We start from the raw sequence: 18686 nt of genomic DNA on the forward strand, positions 1-18686 counted from the left end.
TAAACACAATCGCACTATTTCCGTTTTCTCAATTAATACGCTTCGGATGTTGTTTTCGCCTGCATATGAAGAATTAAATAATCCGGACCTCCTGCTTTTGAGTCTGTTCCAGACATATTAAATCCGCCGAATGGCTGATAGCCGACAATAGCTCCGGTACAGCCTCTGTTAAAGTATAAGTTTCCGACATGAAAATCCTCGCGAGCCCGCTCAATGTGCGTACGGTTTTTTGTCAGCAGAGCGCCTGTCAGTCCGTAGTCTGTGTTATTTGCAATCTCAAGCATATGGTCGAAATCACGCGCTTTGCAGATGGCAGCAACCGGCCCGAAGATTTCTTCCTGCATGAGGCGTGCATGTTCATCAACATCTGCAAAGATCGTCGGCTGAATAAAGTAGCCTTTAGAATCATCACCTTCTCCGCCGGTCAAAAGCTTGCCTTCAGACTTGCCGATTTCAATATAGCGCATGACCTTATTATAGGATGCTTCATGAATGACAGGTCCCATATACGTATCAGGATCTTCCGGACTTCCGACTGTCAGCGTTTTGGTCAGCGCAACTGCTTTTTCTACGACTTCATCATAGACATCCTGATGAATCACTGCACGGGAGCCCGCTGAACATTTTTGCCCTGAGTACCCGAATGCGGAGTAAACGATAGAAGAGGCAGCAAGATCCAAATCAGCATCTTTGTCGACAAGCACTGTATCTTTCCCGCCCATTTCAGCAATCACGCGTTTCAGCCATTTTTGGCCCGGCTGCACTTTTGCGGCACGCTCATAAATTCGGCAGCCGACTGCACGGGAGCCTGTAAATGATACAAATCTTGTTTTAGGGTGTTCAACTAAGAAATCGCCAATTTCGGCTCCGTCTCCCGGAATGTAATTGAGAACGCCGTTTGGCAAACCCGCTTCCTCCATCACCTCGACAAATTTAGCAGCCACTACTGGCGCAGCATCTGCCGGCTTCAATAGGATCGTATTCCCCGTGACAATCGCAGCTGCAGCAGTCCCTGCCATAATGGCGAGCGGGAAATTAAATGGCGAAATGACAATGCCGACGCCAAGCGCTTCATAATGATATTGATTGTACTCGCCTGCCCGGCTCTTTACCGGAGCCCCGTCCTTCAGCTTTACGATTTGGCGCGCGTAGTATTCTAAAAAGTCTATTGCTTCCGCTGTGTCAGCATCTGCTTCCTTCCACGGTTTTCCCGCTTCCTTTACAAGATAGCTTGAAAATTCATGCTTTCTTCTGCGTAAAATAGCCGCAGCTTTAAAAAGGATATTCGCGCGATGCTCCGGTCTTTGTTTTTTCCACGATTCAAATGCCTGTAACGCCGATTGCATCGCTTTTTCAGCAAGCTCTTGATTAGCCGTTGAGGCGTAGCCGATCACTTCTTCCTTATTGGCCGGATTAATCGAAACAATTTTGCGATCCGTTTCGATCTTTTCTCCATTAATGACAAGCGGATAATGCTTGCCGAGCTGAGTATTTACAAAGGCCAATGATTCTTGAAAGGCTGTTTTATGCTTCGCTTCCTTAAAATCAGTGAATGGTTCGTGCGCATATGAAACGGTCATATGTAGTCCCCCTCGTTATGTAATATGTCTTCTCATAAAGATAAAAGCAAGATTCGTACCAGTGCTTCGCCTTTTCACAAAAAAACTTGCAGAATCGCAGAGAAATTTGTCAGAAATCTAAACATATTGCCTTCTGTGAATAGAAAGTGCAAAATCACTTTGCGATTTTCATCCATACGCAAACAAAAAAAGCAAAATGTTTTTGCGGAAGAAGGGAGGTATTATCCCCACCTAAACCCACCCGCGGAATTGAGACGCCTCTGCAGACTTTCTGATGCCCGTCATGTAAGCCGCCAAGCGCATATCGACTTTGTGTTTAGCCGCAGTCTGATAAATCGTTTCAAATGAATTGACCATCACGTTTCTCAGCTTTTCCGCAACCTCTTCTTCTGCCCAATAATACCCTTGGTTGTTTTGAACCCATTCAAAATAAGAAACCGTTACACCGCCTGCACTCGCCAGTATATCGGGCACCAGGAGTACCCCTTTTTCATTCAAAATCTTTGTCGCGTCGATTGTCGTCGGCCCGTTAGCCGCTTCGACCACAATTGAGGCCTTAATGTTATGGGCATTTTTGGCTGTGATTTGATTTGAAATAGCCGCAGGCACTAAAATATCGCATTCTTGTTCGAGCAGCTCTTCATTTGTAATGACATCTGTAAATAAATTGGTGACCATTCCGAAACTGTCCCGCTTATCGAGCAAATAAGGAATATCGAGGCCATCCGGGTTGTACAGACCGCCGTGGGCATCCGAAATACCGATAACCTTTGCGCCGGCATCATGCATAAATTTAGCCAGAAAACTGCCGGCGTTCCCAAAACCCTGTATGACGATGCGCGCGTTTTGCAGCTTGATTCCTTTTTTCTTAACGGCTTCTTCTATACAAATGGTTACGCCTTGTGCTGTTGCTGTTTCCCGGCCCTGTGATCCGCCTAAAACGAGCGGTTTTCCTGTGATAAAACCCGGAGAATCGAATTCCCGAAGCCGGCTGTATTCATCCATCATCCACGCCATAATTTGCGAATTGGTGTACACATCGGGAGCGGGAATATCCTTTGTGGGGCCGACTAACTGGCTGATGGCGCGGACATACCCCCGGCTCAGCCGTTCCAATTCTCCAAATGACATCGTCCGCGGATCACAAATAATGCCGCCCTTTCCGCCGCCGTATGGCAAATTCGTGATGCCGCATTTGAGCGTCATCCAAATCGATAATGCCTTTACTTCCTCTTCATTCACTTCGGGATGAAAACGCACGCCCCCTTTTGTCGGGCCGACCGCGTCATTGTGCTGTGAACGATAGCCCGTAAACACTTTCACGCTGCCGTTATCCATTTTCACCGGAATTCGTACAGTGAGCATTCTCATCGGCTCTTTCATTAATTCATACATTCCGCTCGGATAGCCCAGTTTCCGCAGGGCTTCCTTTATGATCGCTTGCGTAGACAGAAATAAATTGAGAGCTTCTTTTTCTTCATCCTTTGTAATTTGTTTTTCTGACATGTTTTTCACCTCATCATTATTTTATCTTCAGGAAAATGTAAGCGCTTTTAAAAACTGAAATAGATCAATTCCTTTCTTCACTGGGTTCACCCTTATCTACATGCAAGAATCGTACCAGTTTTTAAAACATACAAAAAAGAGGCTGATACCACATCAGCCCCTGATCATTTCTATTCCTATTAACGAGGGTCAATCACCAGCTGCGTTTCAGCATTTAAACTGCCGATTCCCAAACCGTTTACTACATCGCCTTTAATCGTGTAAGTGCCTGCGCGCGGAAGCGTTTTGCGCACCATCACGAGGTCAAATTCGGTTGCGCCTAACAAATCAAGCGTAAGCGGGAGTCTGACCGTTTTTCCATCGTTTAAAATCTGTGTTTCTTTCAGTGTTCTTCCATTTACAGAATCTCTTGTTGTCGCGTGGAATCCGTCAGGAAATTGAAACTCAACTGCTCCCAGAGAAAGCACTGCGTTTGGTTTATAAGTCACTTCAATATCTGAAGTTGTCCATTCTTTTGTACTGTTTATCGTTTTTGCCTCAATTGTTGCAGACTGCGCATGAGCTTGGCCTGAAGGAAGCAAGATTGATAGCAAGACAGCTGAACTGATGAAAAATGAAGATACGAATGAAGTTCTTTTTAACATGACAATTTCCCCCTCAAATCACTGTTGAATTTGGCCAGAGCGTCCTCTGCAGAAAAAGCATTTAACCCGTAATTCGCGAATTACCAATTCTTTTTCTTAAAAATTAATCTATCACCAATTTCCATGGAAGTAAATGCTTTTTTAGGAATATTAACACTTAAATGAAAATAATAAATTCATCCCATTTTCACAAGATTCTAATAGACTGTTTTCGACCTGTATCTAGTAAAATATGCGCCTATTATTTCTATCTTTTGTCCCGATAACAAAACAGGACAAAAAAAGTCGAAGATGCCTAATGATCTTCGATGGATAGCTGCTCTATGATCTATTTAAATTCGGTATTCCAGTTAAAACCGATTGTCTCATCATTCCATGGGATTCTTTTTTCATCGGGCTGATCAGGGTTATACGAGGTTGTTGTAAAATAGATAATTGTCAGCGGCGTTTCGCCCAGCACTCTGTATCCGTGAGCGACGCCTTTTGGAATCAACAACAGCATCGGGTTGTCTTCTCCCATATAATAGACATCGGTTTCTCCTTTTGTTTCTGAATCCTCCCGCAGGTCGTAAAGGACAACCTGAGCGTGGCCGGTCGGGAAGAACCAGAGATCGTCCTGCTTCTCGTGATAATGAAACGCTTTAATCACACCCGGATAGCTTTTGGACCAAGACGCCTGCCCAAAATGCTCAAGGAGGTTCTCATCATCGCGAACCAGTTCAGCAAAAAAACCTCTGTCATCACAATGCTTTGTCAGTTTCTTCACCTTGACTCCTTCAATCACAAGCACTGCTCCTTTCCTGCAAATATTCCCGTAAAGCATCCCGCCAATGACGCGGTCGTATGCCGGCTTCTTCAATAGCCCTGTGGCTCAGCACAGAGTAAGCCGGCCGGGGTGTCGAATTCCCATATTCTTCTGTCGTTACAGGTGTAATCGTTGTGTTCAGCCCGCTTTCTTCCATAATAGCCTTTGCAAACTCATACCAGCTGCATATGCCTGAATTGCTGACATGGTAGATGCCCGGCGGATGGCTGAACAGCTTGATGACCGCTTCCGCCAAATCCTTCGTATAGGTCGGCGAGCCGATTTGATCGTTCACAACCCGCAGCTCTTGTTTTGTTTCAGCGAGCTTCAGCATCGTATGAACAAAATTGCTGCCGCTTTGTCCGTACACCCACGATGTTCTGATGATCGTGCTGTCTGTTCTTGCTAACTGGATCAGCTCTTCTCCGAGTTTTTTACTTTTGCCGTAGATGGTGTTCGGGTCGAGGTGGTCGTCTTCCCTGTATGGCTGGGTCCCCTTTCCGTCAAACACATAATCCGTGCTGATATGAACATATTGCGCTCCGATGCGGGATGACTCCAGCGCTGTGTAGTAAGCGCCAATACCGTTGATCAAGTATGCTTTATCCAGCTCCGTCTCGCATTTGTCAACGGACGTAAACGCGGCGGTATTGACCACGATATCCGGCTGATAATGCCCGAACGAATGCCGTACAGAACGCTGATCGGCGATGTTCATCATCTGCTTTGTTAACGCAATGACCTCATATCCGGCTTGCTTCAGCTGCCGGCACAGCTCCAAGCCAAGCTGTCCGCTCGCACCGGTCACCAATACCTTTGTCAATCGGATCACCTTCTCATCGGTCATTGTCTGTATACCAGCGAATCGTACGCGCAATACCTTCTTCAAACGGCACTTCCTGCCGCCAGCCAAGCTCATTTTTCAGCTTTGACGCATTGATCGCGTAGCGCCGGTCATGCCCTTTTCGGTCTTCCACGTGAGCAAACAATTCCTCACAGCCCAAATGTTTCATGATGATACTCGCCAGCTCTTTATTCGTGCGTTCATTTCCGCCGCCGATATTATACACCTCACCGTCGGTTCCTTTTTCTAAAATCAGCTTGATGGCGCGGCAATGGTCCTCTGCAAAAAGCCAGTCTCTGATCTGAAGCCCGTCACCGTAGAGCGGAACCGGCAAGCCTTGTTTTGCATGGCGGATAATCGTTGGGATCATTTTTTCACTATGCTGATATGGGCCGTAATTATTGCTGCAGCGTGTAATAATAGCCGGCAGTTTGTGTGTTTTCACATACGATAGAACAAGAAGGTCAGAGCTCGCTTTGCTCGCGGAATAAGGGTTGTTAGGAGAAAGCGGCGTTGCTTCCGTAAATGCGGGATCATTCGCTTCTAAATCCCCGTACACCTCGTCTGTTGAAATATGAATCAGCTTTTTGGCTTTTCCTTGTAAGACTGCCTCAGCCAGACGGTATGTGCCCATGACATTCGTTGTGATAAACGGCTCCGCTTGGGAGATGCTTCTGTCTACATGCGATTCCGCGGCGAAATGAATCACGGCGTCATAGGTCTCGTCAAACGCCCGGTCAATATCCTCTTGAATGCTGATATCCCCTTTTACAAATCGAAACCGGCTGTTTCCCTTTAGTTTTTCGATTTCCTGCGGGTGGCTGGCATACGTTAATTTATCTAGAACGGTAATGCGCGCATCCGTTTCCTTCAGCATGAGCTTTGTAAACGTGAGCCCTATGAATCCGGCCCCGCCTGTAATGAAATATGATTTTGCCATAGCTATTCGTCCTGTCCTTTCTGTAAAGCCTGATGTACCAGCCGGGAGGCGAGATAAAGCGATTCGTGTGTTCCTGCATCGACCCACCAGCCCGATAACACATCATACGTCAGCTTGCTGTTTTCAATGTATAAATTATTTACATCAGTGATTTCCAGCTCGCCGCGCTTTGATGGTGATATTTGTTCAATATAAGAAAACACTTCTGCATCATACATGTAAATGCCGGTTACACAAAGGTTGGTCGGGGGATTTGCAGGCTTTTCAATAATGGATCGAATTTGTTTGTTTTTTTCATCAATTTCAGCAATTCCAAAACGTTCTGGATCATCCACTTCTTTCAGAAGCACCTTCGCCCCTTTTCCCTGCTGTTGAAATCGCTCCGTATAAGGCTTTAATGAATCTTCAAATATATTATCACCTAATAATAAAATGAAAGGGTTCTTTCCAGTAAAGCGTTTTGCATACGATAACCCATCTGAAATTCCAGAGGCGGCGGGCTGCACTTGATAAGTGACGGAGACGCCAAGCTCCTCTCCGCTTCCCAGCAGCTTATAAAACTGAGGCATGTGCTCTTTTTGGCTGATAAGTAAAATCTCTTTAATTCCGGCTTCCTCGAGCTTCATTATCGACCAGTAAATCATCGGATAAGGGCCTACAGGAAGCAAATGCTTGTTGACGGCTTTGGTTAAGGGCATAAGGCGTGAGCCGTTTCCTCCGGCTAAAATGACACCTTTCACATTAACACTTCCTTACATGCATTTTTATATCTTATCATCAAGCAAATCATAATGGATGGGTGATACCCGGTTCAGTCCTTTTCCATTTACGACGGCAGGCCGATTCACTCTGCAGCCGAGACAACAGGGCGCTCGCCTGCTTTTTGATAGAGGACTGAGACCAAGTGATAGTCTTCCGGCCGCCGTTTTGTTGACTTAAAACATTTGTAATTTAACGAATTTAATGACACCCAACCCGCTTCGGACACGGCATTAATCCGTGCAAAGGCCTGATCCCATTTTCCGTCATGATTAATTCCTGTCTCGAAACTATTAAAAACGGGAGCGTGCTTGCCGACAGTTTTGTTCGCGATCTGAAAACCCGCCATTATTTCGCCTTCTTGCCCGGCCAAATGTGGTAATTATAATACGATTGAACAGCGGTAAATCCCATTCTTTCATATAGGCGGATCGCTCTTACATTATGAAGCTGCGTCCCCGCTGTTACCGTTTTATGCTTCAATGTCTCCGGTTGTTCTATGAGATGCGCCAATAAATGAAACGCGACACGCTTGCCTTCATACCCCGGCTTCACAGCCATCAAATCAAGCACATACTCATCACCTTTTGATAAACCTTGCAGGTAGCCGATCATCTCTCCATTATATTTAGCAGCAATATTGATATCTGCTCTCCCCGACAGATTGTTTCGTGTCCACTCTTGAAAGATTTTGTTCGCCGCCTCACGGCTAAGAAAAGGATCGTGAAAATATCTGCTTTTCGCAAATGCGTCGCTGGCTAACTGGCAAATCTCTTCGGTGTCTCCAGGTTCAGGCTGAACCAGTTCAAAAAATGGCGGCGTTTTTTCATATGGAGACGGAGTGTTCACCAGTTTAAGCAAACTGCCGACAAAATAAGAGGACGGCTGCTGCTGAATGACATGTACTGCTCCAATATCCTCTGCCGGTACACGCACAAACACAAAATCTGTTTCATCCATTTGCCGAACAGAATACAGGGCCTGAAACAGCTGTTTTAGCTGCCCTGTGCTGTTGGCCGCGAGAAGCTTTACGTTCATGACTTTTTTCTGAAGCATTTTGCTTTCCCAAAGGGCGTCTTCATACAGCATCACGCCTTGAAGCTGACTGTTTTCAAACAGGCCGAGCGAAAATTGATACGATCCGTCAAGCGTCATCTGTTTGCTTTGGAGAAATTCCATGATTGCCTCTTGGGAAACATTCTCTTTTATCGTATACACCTAACCAGCCCCTTTTGCGGTGTCCCGCACGGCCTCAATCACGCCGTTGACATCTTCGTCAGACATTGATGGATACAGCTGGAGTGACAGGGTACGTTTGTAATTATTCATGGCGCGCGGGTAGTCTGTTTCCTTAAACCCAAATTGCTTTTGATCATACGGAGGAATATGCACTGGGATAACATGAACACTGTGTGCCGATATTGTATTCATCCTTTAAAGCCGTAAACACTTCATTCCGAGTGACACCGGCCTGCTTTCCATTGGCTTGCAGGACATATACATGCCAGGCATGCCGGCCTTCATTATGAACAGACGGCGTGATCAGCTCTGACAAACGCGGCAATGTTATTCAGAATGATTCCGCCTGTAATCAACCCCTGTTTTCGTTTCCAGTGCCGAAAACAAGGCGAGTGTCGACTCAGTAACAGGGTAATTGGAAGCCGTAAATGACTGACGCGCCGCTTCTGCCCTTTGATACATGGCAGGATTTCGAAGAACCTCAATCAGGGTATGCGCTAATTCCTCCGGCTTTTCAAATATAAAATCGCCAAGAGACTCGTAATACGGGTACGTGCGGTTTCCGGTCGATTTTCCGATTAGTGCGGGTTTTTGAAACAGCATGGCCTCAAGACCCACCGTTGAGGTTTGCGTTACAGCGGCGTCAGCATACGCCAGGATATCGTACAGATCCATCTCTTTTTTGATGATTCTGCATGCTTTATGTTTTTTTGCCGCCGCATGATATATATCCAGCTTGTTTTTTCCGATTTCCCAAGGGTGAGGTTTAATGATAATTTGCAGCTGTTTTTGCGTGGAAAGCTCATCTAACACACTTGAATAAAATTCTTCCGAGAAGGGCTGTGTCGCGATCAAAACGATTTTTTTAGACGGGTGAAAGGCCAGCTTTCGATAAAATACTGACATGTCCATAGGTGTCCTGTTAAAAATGTCGTCAAAGCGGGGATGTCCCGTTATGAGAATCTGTTCTGGTTTGCAGCCTCTTTGTTGATACCAGCCAGCTTCATACGCGCCAAAAACAGCCTGATAGGTTGTAAAAACGGGCAAGAAGGCTTCATCTCCCATCAGCGCTCCATGCTGAAGGCAGAAACTCACGGCCCCTCTCCTTTCACATGTCAGAGCGAGCACCCTGCTGTAAATGTCTTCTGTCGTTCCAACAACAACGGCAGAAATGTTCTCTTTTGTGAATAAAGCATCTACTGTGTCAATGGCCTCCATGAACAAAGGAATATCCTTGAAAAGCCGTTCTCGAAATGCTTGATCACCGAATGCCGGGTGGTCATCATAAGCCGAAAGAATTGAAAAAGCCTTTTCAAGATACGGCTTCGGATCGCCTTTTTCACAAGAAGCGGCCACTTCAGGCTTGCTGATCACAGGCAAATCGCAATAATTTGGCTTACTCCATCTTGCCAAAACAGCAGTTTTCTCAGGATCAAATTGGTAGTAATTATCGTTTACAAAACGAAGGTGATCAAAATGCAAGATCACTTTTCCCTTCACGGGCGCGTCATTTGTTTTGGCAATGCTCTGTTTTTTCTCTTCAAAGAACGTCTGAATCTGACCTACATCGATATGCTGCTCCGCAGGCCCGAATAATTCCGGTTCTTCTTCCATCATCACTCTCAGCTCAGGGCTGATGTATTGGTAAAAATTACTGATAAGCCCGAGCGGAATCCCCTTGTAGCGAAGCCTGTCAAAAAGCTCCGCATACTTCCGGTACAGCACCCAATAATTGCTTAAATAGGCCGACAAACTCTCACCCCATTCCAAGCTTTCTTAATGATTCACGCAGTTCGCGGCAGTTGCGTTGCGGAGGAAGATTCCGTACGAACTCGTTTTTTTCTGACTCAAACAGCTGAAAATGAATGGATTGGTCTGTAATATAGTTCAGATCAAGCTCCTCGGCCAGCGGGTAAAACGGATAAAAATGATTGACTCTCCAAAAGAACCGGGCATCACCGATCCGATAAAACGCCGGGCTTTCATCCCAATAAGAGCCAAACGCCTCCTTCACCTTCTCAAGCACCGTATACCTGTGCATCACCGAGCAATGGTCAATTGCGCACGGGGCGTTCCACGTTACTTGACTGGCGGGCCTGACGGTTTCTTTTACAATGTCTTGATTCTCGTTTAAATGATAGGTTTTCGAACTTGAGTAGATCACAGCCTTTTCCGGGTGATCATCGAGTTCACGCACCATCTTTAACAGCCGATCCGGCATATAGATGTTGTCATCCGTCGCATAGGTGATATACTCACCCTCCGCCATCTCAATCGCTTGATTGATCAGCGCCGCGTATCTCGTTTTTTCCGTTCTTTCCTTCACTCCAGATATATCGCTTTGATAGAAATGCACACGGTTATCATTCAAAAAGGGACGTATTTCATTCAGCGTCTCTACATTTGAGTTGTCATCCATAATAAACAATTCAAAATCAGAAAAAGTTTGTGAGAGTATGCTTGAAATGGACTTTGCCACATAATCGCTTTTGTTATAGCTCGTCATTATCACTGAGACTTTCGGCAAATCCTACACCTCCTCCTTGAATTTTCACATCTGAAACTAACGTTATCTTATGTTGCTTAAGCGCAAGTTGCGCTAGGAAGACAGACTAATATGCGAAAAGATTGTGTACATCGATTGAAAAAACAGTGATCGGCCAGAGAAATCGGCACGCTCACTGTTCTTTTTTTCAGCATATTCCAAGCTTTGGCCTCATAAGGTGAAAGAGATAAAAATCGCACTAGCGACTAAGATCGTTTGTCATCGGGGGTGAGTCATCTCGGAGCGTTTATTTATACATCTGGAACATGTTCTGAATGGTTTTCATAAAAAGGAGGAACGATATGAAACCGAAAAAAAACCAATATCAGCAAATGCAGGGATATGATATGCAGGGGTATTCTCCTCAATTTGGCGCAAATCCGTATCCGCAGCCTCAAGGGCAAGGCCCGCAAATGCAAGGCCCAATGCAAGGTCCCCAAATGCAGACGATGGGACAAATGCAGCAAATGCCCATGCAGCAGGGGCAGCAAGGCTTCGGATTCCCTACTCAGCAGCAAGGCCAGGGCGGCGGGTTTCAAATTCCATCGGGGCAGACACCATCGGGCGGCCAAAACATTCCCGGCATGCTGCCTGTCGAGGAATCATACATCGAGAATATACTGCGCCTGAACAGGGGAAAAACGGCTACCATCTATATGACATTTGAAAACAGCAAGGAGTGGGGATCAAAGATTTTCCGCGGCGTCATCGAGGCGGCGGGCCGGGATCACATTATTATCAGCGATCCGAAAACAGGAACCCGCTACCTTCTGCTGACGATCTATCTTGATTACGTCACCTTTGATGAAGAAATTGCATACACGTACCCATACTCGATGTCATCCTATTCACCAAGATAAAGAAAAAAAAGCCAATCCTCATGATATGAGAGATTGGCTTTTTTCTTTATAGATATTTGACAGCTGCGACAACGATCATGATCCAAGAAATAATGAACGCCACACCGCCGAGCGGCGTGATTGCCCCAAGAATGGAAATTTGCGTCACACTGAGGATGTATAAGCTTCCGGAAAACAGCACAATCCCCGCAAACATCAGCCAGCCGGCTGTTGTGACACTGCCAATGCCGGATATTTTATCAGCGAGAAACGCGACAACAAAAAGCCCCAGCGCGTGATACATGTGATACTGCACGCCTGTGTGCCAAACCTGAAGATATTTATCAGGAATTTTCCCTTCTAATCCGTGTGCGCCAAATGCCCCGAGTCCCACGGCAAGCATGGCATTAATAGCGCCTAATATGATAAATACTTTCATCTATTCTCTCCCGCCTTTTCGTTAAACTCCTATCAATTATCATATCGCACCTGTATGAAAATTCAATGTTTGTTCTCCGATGACACGAGATTGTCGGATTTTCTCCTGCGCCATAGCTGAAACTGATCCATCGCTATTGCAGCAAGTGTCCCTAAGACAAGCCCATTGCTTAACAGAGAAATAAACACCGGATGCATATCCTTTAATGCACTTCCTGGCACAAACATAATGCCGACACCTGTAAGCAGTGAAATGCCGATCACAGCCCGCACTCTTTTCAGCTCTGATGTCTCATAGGAATCAAATTCAGCAAACGCCAAACCCACCATTGCCGAGAACACAACAAAGTTTACCGCGAATCCAACGGGTGACGGCAGGCTCGCAAACGCATTCATAAAAAACGGAATCACGCTGATGAAAACGACCAGCATACTGCCGAGAACAAACGGCTTTTTAGAAGACATCTTGGTTGTTTCAATAAAACCCGCCGCTCCCGAAATCGGAACCGGTGCAATGGCTCCAGACAAACCGCTCAGCAAATGACTGAATGAAGCCGCAAATCCGGCATGGCGCTCATGACGCTTCCCATCCGTCTGTTTCCCGAATTTTTTCACCGCAATGTCCACAACCTTCATACTTGCCAGCATGTTAACGATCAGCAGAATCGTAATAAAAACCGATGTGATGGCTAGGCCGCTGTTAAATAATGGGGCACCGAACGGCAACAGAGATGGCAGCTGAAACAGCCGATCCGGCCATTCGATCGGTTTTGCAACGCCCGCAGCCGCAAACAGTACCCATCCGCCGAAAAGAGCCAATAAAATAGAATATTGCTTTAAAAAAACGATATTAGAATTTGACATGATAAAAGCCGCGGCGACGACAACCAGCGCCAGGCCAAATACAAGACCATCCACGCTGTCTTTTAAATAGCCGATGCCAAGAAGCCCTTTTATAATCGGCTGGCTCAACTGCATGACGAGCAGCAGCAAATAGACCCCTGTCACAACCGGAGTAAACAAGGCAGCAAGCCGATCAATGACCTTGAAGACACTTAACAAAAAGAAACATACAGCGCTTACAAGAAGCGCCCCCTGCAAGCCGCGCAGTGTTTCGCCATATGTCGCAAACACCGTTCCGGTCAGGCCGCCGTAGATTGTGTACACTCCCCACCACAAGCCGGCAGGGCTTTCATTTATAGGCAGCCGGTGTCCTTTCAAACACTGAATAACTGCGGCAATTCCCAATACAAAAAAAGTGCTTTGAATCAGCCGTGCAGAATCTGAATGATCCAGATGAAACGATTGGGCAACCGCCACCGGAACAACAATCGCCGCGGCAATCATAAACGCTGCCCATTGCAGAGCGCCAAGAACCAATTTCACGTAAGCTCAACCTTTCTGATTAAAAATCAAATAAAGACTCTCCGTTTCCATCCTCTTCCTGCTCATCTTTTTCCTGCTTCCGATACTTGTTTAATCCGGCGCTGCCCATCATTTTTTCCATCAGCAGCTGGTCTGTCGAAGGCGGCGCCGACGGACTTGCCGTAACACTCGGCTGAATGCGCGGCGTGCTCCCCGTCTCCGGCTGATCCAGCACGACGTCGCACAAAGAACGGACGACCGCCACGTTGCGCTTCAGCTCCTCATCATGTTCGGCCGTCTTTGCTTTCTTCAATTCCTCTTCCATCTTCTGAATCAAAGCGGATATATGAATGTTCATAAAAAATCCTCCAAAAATAAAATGTAGTCTCCCTGCATTTTATCAAATTCCTGCCGCAAACGCAGATATGAGTTTGTTATTTTTTCTGACAGGAATCTCGCATTTGACAAGCAGAAGCCAATTTTCACATAATGAATCACCATGACCTGCAGGAAGGAGAGAGATTATGAACAGCATCCCCTCGATTGTCAGAAGCCATCAAGCATTTTTCGCGGCAGGGCATACAAAATCAATTGACTCAAGATTGGACGTCTTAAAGAAACTGAAACACACCATCAAAGCGTATGAAGCGGACATCACAGCCGCTCTCTATCAGGATCTTCACAAATCTGAACAAGAAGCGTACACAACGGAAATCGGCATTGTTCTTGAGGAAATCAGCTTTGTGATGAAACGGCTGAAAAAATGGGCCAAGCCGAAAAGAGTCAAAACGCCATTGACCCATATCGGTTCCAAAAGTGTTATTTTCCCCGAGCCGTATGGCACCGTCTTGGTGATTGCGCCATGGAATTATCCCCTGCAGCTGGCGCTTTCTCCGCTGATCGGAGCCATTGCAGCCGGAAACACGGTCGTTCTCAAACCCTCAGAATATACGCCAGCTGTTTCGGCTGTTCTTTCCGCTCTCATCCGTGACGTTTTTCCGGGTGATTATGTCGCTTTGGCGGAAGGCGGGCCGGACATCAGCACAGCTCTATTACAGCAGCCGTTTGACTACATATTTTTTACTGGAAGCGTGGCCGTAGGAAAAGTTGTCATGGAAGCGGCGGCCAAACAATTAATTCCCGTCACCTTAGAGCTCGGAGGAAAAAGTCCCTGCATCGTCCATAAGGATGCTGACATCAAGCTTGCCGCCAAGCGCATCGTTTTCGGGAAATTTACGAATGCGGGCCAAACCTGCATCGCACCGGATTACTTGCTCGTTCACGAAGACATCAAAACAGAGCTTACGGAAGAAATGAAGCGTGTCATTGGTGAGTTTTACGGACTGCAGCCCGAACTGAATCCGTCTTATGGCAAAATCGTCAGTGAACGCCACTACCAGCGGCTGCTGAGCTTTCTGAAAGACGGCGTCGCGCTAATTGGCGGCCAAGCAGACCACAGGCACCACAAAATAGCGCCGACCATTCTCGATCAGGTCACAGATGATTCCCCAGTGATGCAAGAGGAAATTTTCGGACCCATTCTTCCGCTGTTTGCATATCGCGGCATCGATGAAGTCATTGAGAAAGTCAAGTCGCGTCCCAAGCCGCTTGCCCTGTATGTGTTTACAACAAACCAAACAATTGAACGAGAGATAATAGAAAACCTGTCGTTTGGCGGCGGCTGTGTCAACGATACGTTGATGCATGTCGCGACACCGTATTTGCCATTCGGCGGCGTGGGAGAAAGCGGAATCGGCAGCTATCACGGATTTGACAGCTTTAACACATTTACGCACAAAAAAAGCGTCGTCAAGCAAACGAACCGCTTCGACTTCGCTTTCCGTTATCCATCATCCAAAAACGGCCTGCGTTTGATACGGAAAATACTCAAATAAAAAAGCGCAGGTCATCTGCGCTTTTTATAAATCCTTTATACACCAATCAATCGGAGCCTCCCCCATTTTCTCCAAGTAGGCATTTGCCCGCGAAAATGGCTTGCTGCCAAAAAATCCGTTTCTTGCTGAAAACGGGCTGGGATGCGTCGATTCAATAATAAAATGCTTGGACGTGTCGATTCGTTCTTTTTTCATTTGGGCATGCCGGCCCCACAGTATAAAAATAATCGGCCGTTCTCTTTCATTCAGCACATCAATTATCCGGTCAGTCAGCTGCTCCCAGCCTTTTCCCTTATGGGAATTCGCCTGTCCGCGCCGCACTGTGAGCACGGTATTCAGCAAAAGAACCCCCTGCTCCGCCCAGCTGACGAGCGACCCGTGATTCGGTATGCTGCAGCCGATATCATCCTGAAGCTCAAGAAAAATATTTTTCAATGAAGGCGGCTGCTTCACACCCGGCTTTACGGAGAAGCTTAAGCCTTGAGCCTGTCCAGGTCCATGATACGGATCTTGACCGAGAATAACCACCTTGACATCATCGTACGGCGTGTAGTGCAGCGCATTAAAGATATCGCGGCTGTCCGGATAGATCGTCTCCTCCATGTATTCCCGCTTCAGCATTTCTCTCAGCTCTAGATAATACGGTTTTTCAAACTCTTCCTTCAGCTGTTCCCACCAGCTGTCCTGCAAAAGCTGTTTCAAGATGCAAACCTCCTTACGAACGATGAAGTCTGGAATAGACAGGTTTGCCATCCCAAACAATCTCACTTTGTGCTTCCCGCCTCTTCATGTCAGGCTCTTCAAGCAGGACGGCAAAGTTTTTCGTCGGCAGTTCCCCTAGTCCGTGCTTCTCACTTAAACGATCCAAATATTGCTTCCGCTTGGCGCCAAGGTCTGCGGACTGATTGTCTCCCGCGTCACTGAATGCATATATCACACTGGCACAAGGCACACGCTTGATCCGGTAATCCTTCGCTGCACGCAAGTAAAAATCCCAGTCCCAATAATTATGCACATCAGCATCGAAATACCCGATCTCATCGTGCAGGAAACGTCTGTACATGCTGCCCGACGGCACGTAGGTCGAGAACACTCTCATATCCTCATAATCAGCGGTATACGCAAATAACTTCCGCGAAATCGGATATCTTGTCCCTTCCCTCTCTTCAAACGACACAATTTCGGCATCAGAATGAACGAAATCTGCCGTTTCCATTTCCTTCGCCATTCTTTCCAGATGGCCCGGCGTGAAGAAATCATCATCATCACAAAGCATGATACAGTCGCCTGATACCTCTTTGACACCCACATTTCTCGCTTCCACATGGCCTGAGTTCTTTTCTAAATCAATCACAGCAATCGGCAGCTCCGGATACAGTGCTTTGGCCTGCTCAACCGACTCCCCGGCATCATTGACAATAATGACTTCATACGGCTTCATAGTCTGCTGTGAAATCGACTCCAACAACTCGCACAAAGCCGGAATCCGATTATAGGTCACAATTACGATAGAAATCTTCATGATGCTCTCCTTCTCATTTTCATAGTCATGTACTATTAAAACATATATTGGACGGGAGATCAGTGGGAATATCCTACCGAACTGTGAAATGGAAACTACAGAAACAGCAAAGTGACGCCTACCAGAAGCACCATAATCAGCATCAGCTCTCCACATACACGAACGACATCTTTCAGGCGGACGCCATTCGGCAGGAAGAGATGCCATAGCTTAGATTGATAGACCGGCAGCAGCACCAATGCGTAAGAAAGGCACAAAAAAGTGAATGCCGGCGGAACAAAAGCACAGCCTGCATCGTCCCAATCTCTCACAATTTCAGAAACACTCGTTCCATCTGACAAGAACAAACCAATCAACAAGGCCAGCAAAACAAAGGATCCCAATTGAACATCAAACAGCCGCATGCGTTGGTGGCAAGCAATCCAGAGTGCCCAAAACCAGCCAATAGAATAGAATAATAATAGAAAAACGATTGCACCAGCAGTAAAAACAACATCTGGCATCCTATCGAGCAAAAAAACAAGCGGTACGGACATGGCCATAACCAAAAGCATGGATGCACCCACAAACAAAAATACAGCCACATGAATAACAAAACCATATAAACAAGAGCCGAGTCTCATGACAATCCCCCTTCATTACATAGAATTTCTATGTACATACCTAAAAAATCAGGCAAGCTGGCGCCTGCCAAAATAACAGCCTATTCGCCCGCACGCCGGAAATAACAGCGTAGCACAAGCACACGCCCCTATAAACCAAGGTGTCAGCAAGGATTGAAACAGCGCAGCAGGAACTAGATCAAACAGAAAAACAAACATAAAAATAACGTTCGGCACCATAGAAATAAGAATCGTATGTAAAACAAGCCGTTCACCGCGTTGACCGAACTCCCTAACGCCTTGGTACCCAATCAGCACCCAATAGAGAATATAAGCAGCTAAAATCAGCCACACAGAAACAGAAATGCCTTTCCACACTGCATGAACAAAGGGAGATTCTAACCATGCATGCAATACTGTAATGGTAATACCTGCTGCAAATAAAGCACTATTGCAGAATAGATGGAATAATAAAAACGTACGGGCGAATACAGGCTGTTCTTTCTGAAAGGATGATACAATCTCATCCGGTGTGCCAAATTCCCGAAGCAAACATTCCATGGCTTCTGCCTCACTCTTCCCCTCTTGAATGGAGTGAAACAAGTGGTGTTCAATATGGTTTTCGATCTCTTCGATCATCGCTTCACTATCAGAAACCCCTTTAAGCCCGTTTTTCACTTTATATATATAAGTCTCTTTATCCATTCTGTCCGCCCCGCTTCAGCATTCGGTCCATCATAGCTGAAAACACGCTCCATTCCTTTGTGCGCTCTGCCAGGATCTCTCTGCCGTCTTCTGTAATCCGATAATACTTACGATCCGGGCCTTTCTCCTGCTTCTCCCAATATGAAGAAATATATCCTTGCCGTTCAAGTTTATGAAGGGAAGGATACAATGTTCCCTCTTTCATCTGCAGTTCATTATCGCTGCGGCTTCCCATCTCTTTTACAAGCTCATAGCCATACATCGGCCTCTCATTCAGGAGCGTTAATACCAATATCACAGTGCTGCCTTTAATCAGCTCACGATTTAACATGACAAAACCCCTACCTAGTTTTCTTATGTAGCATTGTACGAAATCACCCTGAAACTGTCAATTGATTCCTATAAACCTTTCGTATTGTGATAAGCAGAAAATCTAACTATAATGAGATATAAAACAT

The 18686-nt window shown here is 46.2% G+C and carries 21 protein-coding genes and 1 pseudogene; 2 read left to right on the plus strand and 20 right to left on the minus strand.

Annotated features, from left to right (window positions below):
• Positions 1 to 32: 32 nt before the first annotated feature.
• From pruA to spsA, 12 genes and pseudogenes are all read right to left on the minus strand, one after another.
• The gene (pruA, locus tag HC660_RS19190; RefSeq protein ID WP_168749030.1) at positions 33 to 1580 is read right to left on the minus strand and encodes an L-glutamate gamma-semialdehyde dehydrogenase; all 1548 of its coding nucleotides are present in this window, start codon (positions 1578 to 1580) and stop codon (positions 33 to 35) included.
• A gap of 231 nt (positions 1581 to 1811) precedes the next feature.
• A complete protein-coding gene (rocG, locus tag HC660_RS19195) occupies positions 1812 to 3086 on the minus strand; it encodes a glutamate dehydrogenase (RefSeq protein ID WP_168749031.1) in 1275 nt (424 codons plus the stop codon).
• A 179-nt stretch (positions 3087 to 3265) separates the two neighbouring features.
• Complete coding sequence (gene bslB, locus HC660_RS19200; RefSeq protein WP_010332321.1) at positions 3266 to 3730, minus strand: biofilm surface layer hydrophobin BslB; 465 nt, start codon at positions 3728 to 3730, stop codon at positions 3266 to 3268.
• 328 nt (positions 3731 to 4058) lie between these two features.
• Positions 4059 to 4514: a dTDP-4-dehydrorhamnose 3,5-epimerase family protein gene (locus tag HC660_RS19205; RefSeq protein ID WP_010332322.1), complete on the minus strand. Its 456-nt coding sequence runs from the start codon at positions 4512 to 4514 to the stop codon at positions 4059 to 4061.
• Positions 4507 to 5358 (minus strand): dTDP-4-dehydrorhamnose reductase, encoded by an 852-nt coding sequence (rfbD, locus tag HC660_RS19210; protein ID WP_168749032.1) that lies wholly within the window; start codon positions 5356 to 5358, stop codon positions 4507 to 4509. Before rfbD ends, HC660_RS19205 begins: the two co-directional genes overlap by 8 nt.
• A 13-nt stretch (positions 5359 to 5371) precedes the next feature.
• Positions 5372 to 6319 (minus strand): dTDP-glucose 4,6-dehydratase, encoded by a 948-nt coding sequence (rfbB, locus tag HC660_RS19215; RefSeq protein WP_095712759.1) that lies wholly within the window; start codon positions 6317 to 6319, stop codon positions 5372 to 5374.
• Between the two features lie 2 nt (positions 6320 to 6321).
• Positions 6322 to 7059 (minus strand): sugar phosphate nucleotidyltransferase, encoded by a 738-nt coding sequence (locus HC660_RS19220; RefSeq protein WP_168749033.1) that lies wholly within the window; start codon positions 7057 to 7059, stop codon positions 6322 to 6324.
• Positions 7060 to 7163: 104 nt separating this feature from the next.
• A complete protein-coding gene (locus tag HC660_RS19225) occupies positions 7164 to 7427 on the minus strand; it encodes a hypothetical protein (RefSeq protein ID WP_168749034.1) in 264 nt (87 codons plus the stop codon).
• Complete coding sequence (locus HC660_RS19230; protein ID WP_168749035.1) at positions 7427 to 8296, minus strand: GNAT family N-acetyltransferase; 870 nt, start codon at positions 8294 to 8296, stop codon at positions 7427 to 7429. Before HC660_RS19230 ends, HC660_RS19225 begins: the two co-directional genes overlap by 1 nt.
• Positions 8297 to 8624: pseudogene (locus tag HC660_RS19235) on the minus strand (DegT/DnrJ/EryC1/StrS family aminotransferase); the annotation flags it as partial.
• 20 nt (positions 8625 to 8644) lie between these two features.
• Positions 8645 to 10069 carry a CDP-glycerol glycerophosphotransferase family protein gene (locus tag HC660_RS19240; protein ID WP_168749036.1) on the minus strand — a complete coding sequence of 475 codons (1425 nt, stop codon included), beginning with the start codon at positions 10067 to 10069 and terminating at the stop codon, positions 8645 to 8647.
• Positions 10070 to 10073: 4 nt separating this feature from the next.
• Positions 10074 to 10844 carry a spore coat dTDP-glycosyltransferase SpsA gene (gene spsA, locus HC660_RS19245; RefSeq protein WP_168749037.1) on the minus strand — a complete coding sequence of 257 codons (771 nt, stop codon included), beginning with the start codon at positions 10842 to 10844 and terminating at the stop codon, positions 10074 to 10076.
• Between the two features lie 320 nt (positions 10845 to 11164).
• Between spsA and gerQ the strand changes: the two genes are divergently transcribed.
• Entirely contained in the window at positions 11165 to 11722 is a 558-nt protein-coding gene (gene gerQ / locus HC660_RS19250; protein ID WP_010332331.1) for a spore coat protein GerQ, read from the plus strand.
• A gap of 46 nt (positions 11723 to 11768) precedes the next feature.
• Here gerQ and HC660_RS19255 read toward each other — a convergent pair whose 3' ends face one another.
• From HC660_RS19255 to HC660_RS19265, 3 genes are all read right to left on the minus strand, one after another.
• Positions 11769 to 12140 carry a DUF423 domain-containing protein gene (locus tag HC660_RS19255; protein WP_168749038.1) on the minus strand — a complete coding sequence of 124 codons (372 nt, stop codon included), beginning with the start codon at positions 12138 to 12140 and terminating at the stop codon, positions 11769 to 11771.
• A gap of 62 nt (positions 12141 to 12202) precedes the next feature.
• Complete coding sequence (locus HC660_RS19260; protein WP_168749039.1) at positions 12203 to 13525, minus strand: purine/pyrimidine permease; 1323 nt, start codon at positions 13523 to 13525, stop codon at positions 12203 to 12205.
• A gap of 19 nt (positions 13526 to 13544) precedes the next feature.
• Positions 13545 to 13862 (minus strand): YwdI family protein, encoded by a 318-nt coding sequence (locus HC660_RS19265; protein ID WP_168749040.1) that lies wholly within the window; start codon positions 13860 to 13862, stop codon positions 13545 to 13547.
• Between the two features lie 166 nt (positions 13863 to 14028).
• On the opposite strand from HC660_RS19265, the gene HC660_RS19270 reads away from it, so the two are divergent.
• Positions 14029 to 15399, plus strand: coding sequence for an aldehyde dehydrogenase (locus HC660_RS19270; protein ID WP_168749041.1), 1371 nt, complete (start codon positions 14029 to 14031; stop codon positions 15397 to 15399).
• A 24-nt stretch (positions 15400 to 15423) separates the two neighbouring features.
• Here the strand turns inward: HC660_RS19270 and HC660_RS19275 are convergent, their stop codons facing one another.
• The 5 genes from HC660_RS19275 to HC660_RS19295 form a co-directional block, all read right to left on the minus strand.
• Entirely contained in the window at positions 15424 to 16101 is a 678-nt protein-coding gene (locus HC660_RS19275; protein ID WP_168749042.1) for a uracil-DNA glycosylase, read from the minus strand.
• Between the two features lie 13 nt (positions 16102 to 16114).
• Positions 16115 to 16921, minus strand: coding sequence for a glycosyltransferase family 2 protein (locus HC660_RS19280; protein ID WP_168749043.1), 807 nt, complete (start codon positions 16919 to 16921; stop codon positions 16115 to 16117).
• A gap of 95 nt (positions 16922 to 17016) precedes the next feature.
• Positions 17017 to 17544 carry a hypothetical protein gene (locus HC660_RS19285; RefSeq protein WP_168749044.1) on the minus strand — a complete coding sequence of 176 codons (528 nt, stop codon included), beginning with the start codon at positions 17542 to 17544 and terminating at the stop codon, positions 17017 to 17019.
• Between the two features lie 48 nt (positions 17545 to 17592).
• A complete protein-coding gene (locus tag HC660_RS19290) occupies positions 17593 to 18228 on the minus strand; it encodes a permease prefix domain 1-containing protein (protein ID WP_168749045.1) in 636 nt (211 codons plus the stop codon).
• The gene (locus HC660_RS19295; protein WP_010332341.1) at positions 18221 to 18559 is read right to left on the minus strand and encodes a PadR family transcriptional regulator; all 339 of its coding nucleotides are present in this window, start codon (positions 18557 to 18559) and stop codon (positions 18221 to 18223) included. The genes HC660_RS19290 and HC660_RS19295 overlap by 8 nt, the downstream gene beginning before the upstream one ends.
• Between the last annotated feature and the right edge of the window lie 127 nt (positions 18560 to 18686).

The organism is Bacillus mojavensis (assembly GCF_012648005.1).
GTDB classification, from domain to species: domain Bacteria; phylum Bacillota; class Bacilli; order Bacillales; family Bacillaceae; genus Bacillus; species Bacillus mojavensis.

Bases quoted from the DNA above. Each gene is read 5' to 3' on its own strand.
- pruA (WP_168749030.1), bottom strand. From the start codon at position 1,580: ATGACCGTTTCATATGCGCACGAACCATTCACTGATTTTAAGGAAGCG.
- rocG (WP_168749031.1), bottom strand. From the start codon at position 3,086: ATGTCAGAAAAACAAATTACAAAGGATGAAGAAAAAGAAGCTCTCAAT.
- bslB (WP_010332321.1), bottom strand. From the start codon at position 3,730: ATGTTAAAAAGAACTTCATTCGTATCTTCATTTTTCATCAGTTCAGCT.
- rfbB (WP_095712759.1), bottom strand. From the start codon at position 6,319: ATGGCAAAATCATATTTCATTACAGGCGGGGCCGGATTCATAGGGCTC.
- HC660_RS19225 (WP_168749034.1), bottom strand. From the start codon at position 7,427: ATGGCGGGTTTTCAGATCGCGAACAAAACTGTCGGCAAGCACGCTCCC.
- gerQ (WP_010332331.1), top strand. From the start codon at position 11,165: ATGAAACCGAAAAAAAACCAATATCAGCAAATGCAGGGATATGATATG.
- HC660_RS19255 (WP_168749038.1), bottom strand. From the start codon at position 12,140: ATGAAAGTATTTATCATATTAGGCGCTATTAATGCCATGCTTGCCGTG.
- HC660_RS19265 (WP_168749040.1), bottom strand. From the start codon at position 13,862: ATGAACATTCATATATCCGCTTTGATTCAGAAGATGGAAGAGGAATTG.
- HC660_RS19270 (WP_168749041.1), top strand. From the start codon at position 14,029: ATGAACAGCATCCCCTCGATTGTCAGAAGCCATCAAGCATTTTTCGCG.
- HC660_RS19280 (WP_168749043.1), bottom strand. From the start codon at position 16,921: ATGAAGATTTCTATCGTAATTGTGACCTATAATCGGATTCCGGCTTTG.
- HC660_RS19285 (WP_168749044.1), bottom strand. From the start codon at position 17,544: ATGAGACTCGGCTCTTGTTTATATGGTTTTGTTATTCATGTGGCTGTA.
- HC660_RS19290 (WP_168749045.1), bottom strand. From the start codon at position 18,228: ATGGATAAAGAGACTTATATATATAAAGTGAAAAACGGGCTTAAAGGG.
- HC660_RS19295 (WP_010332341.1), bottom strand. From the start codon at position 18,559: ATGTTAAATCGTGAGCTGATTAAAGGCAGCACTGTGATATTGGTATTA.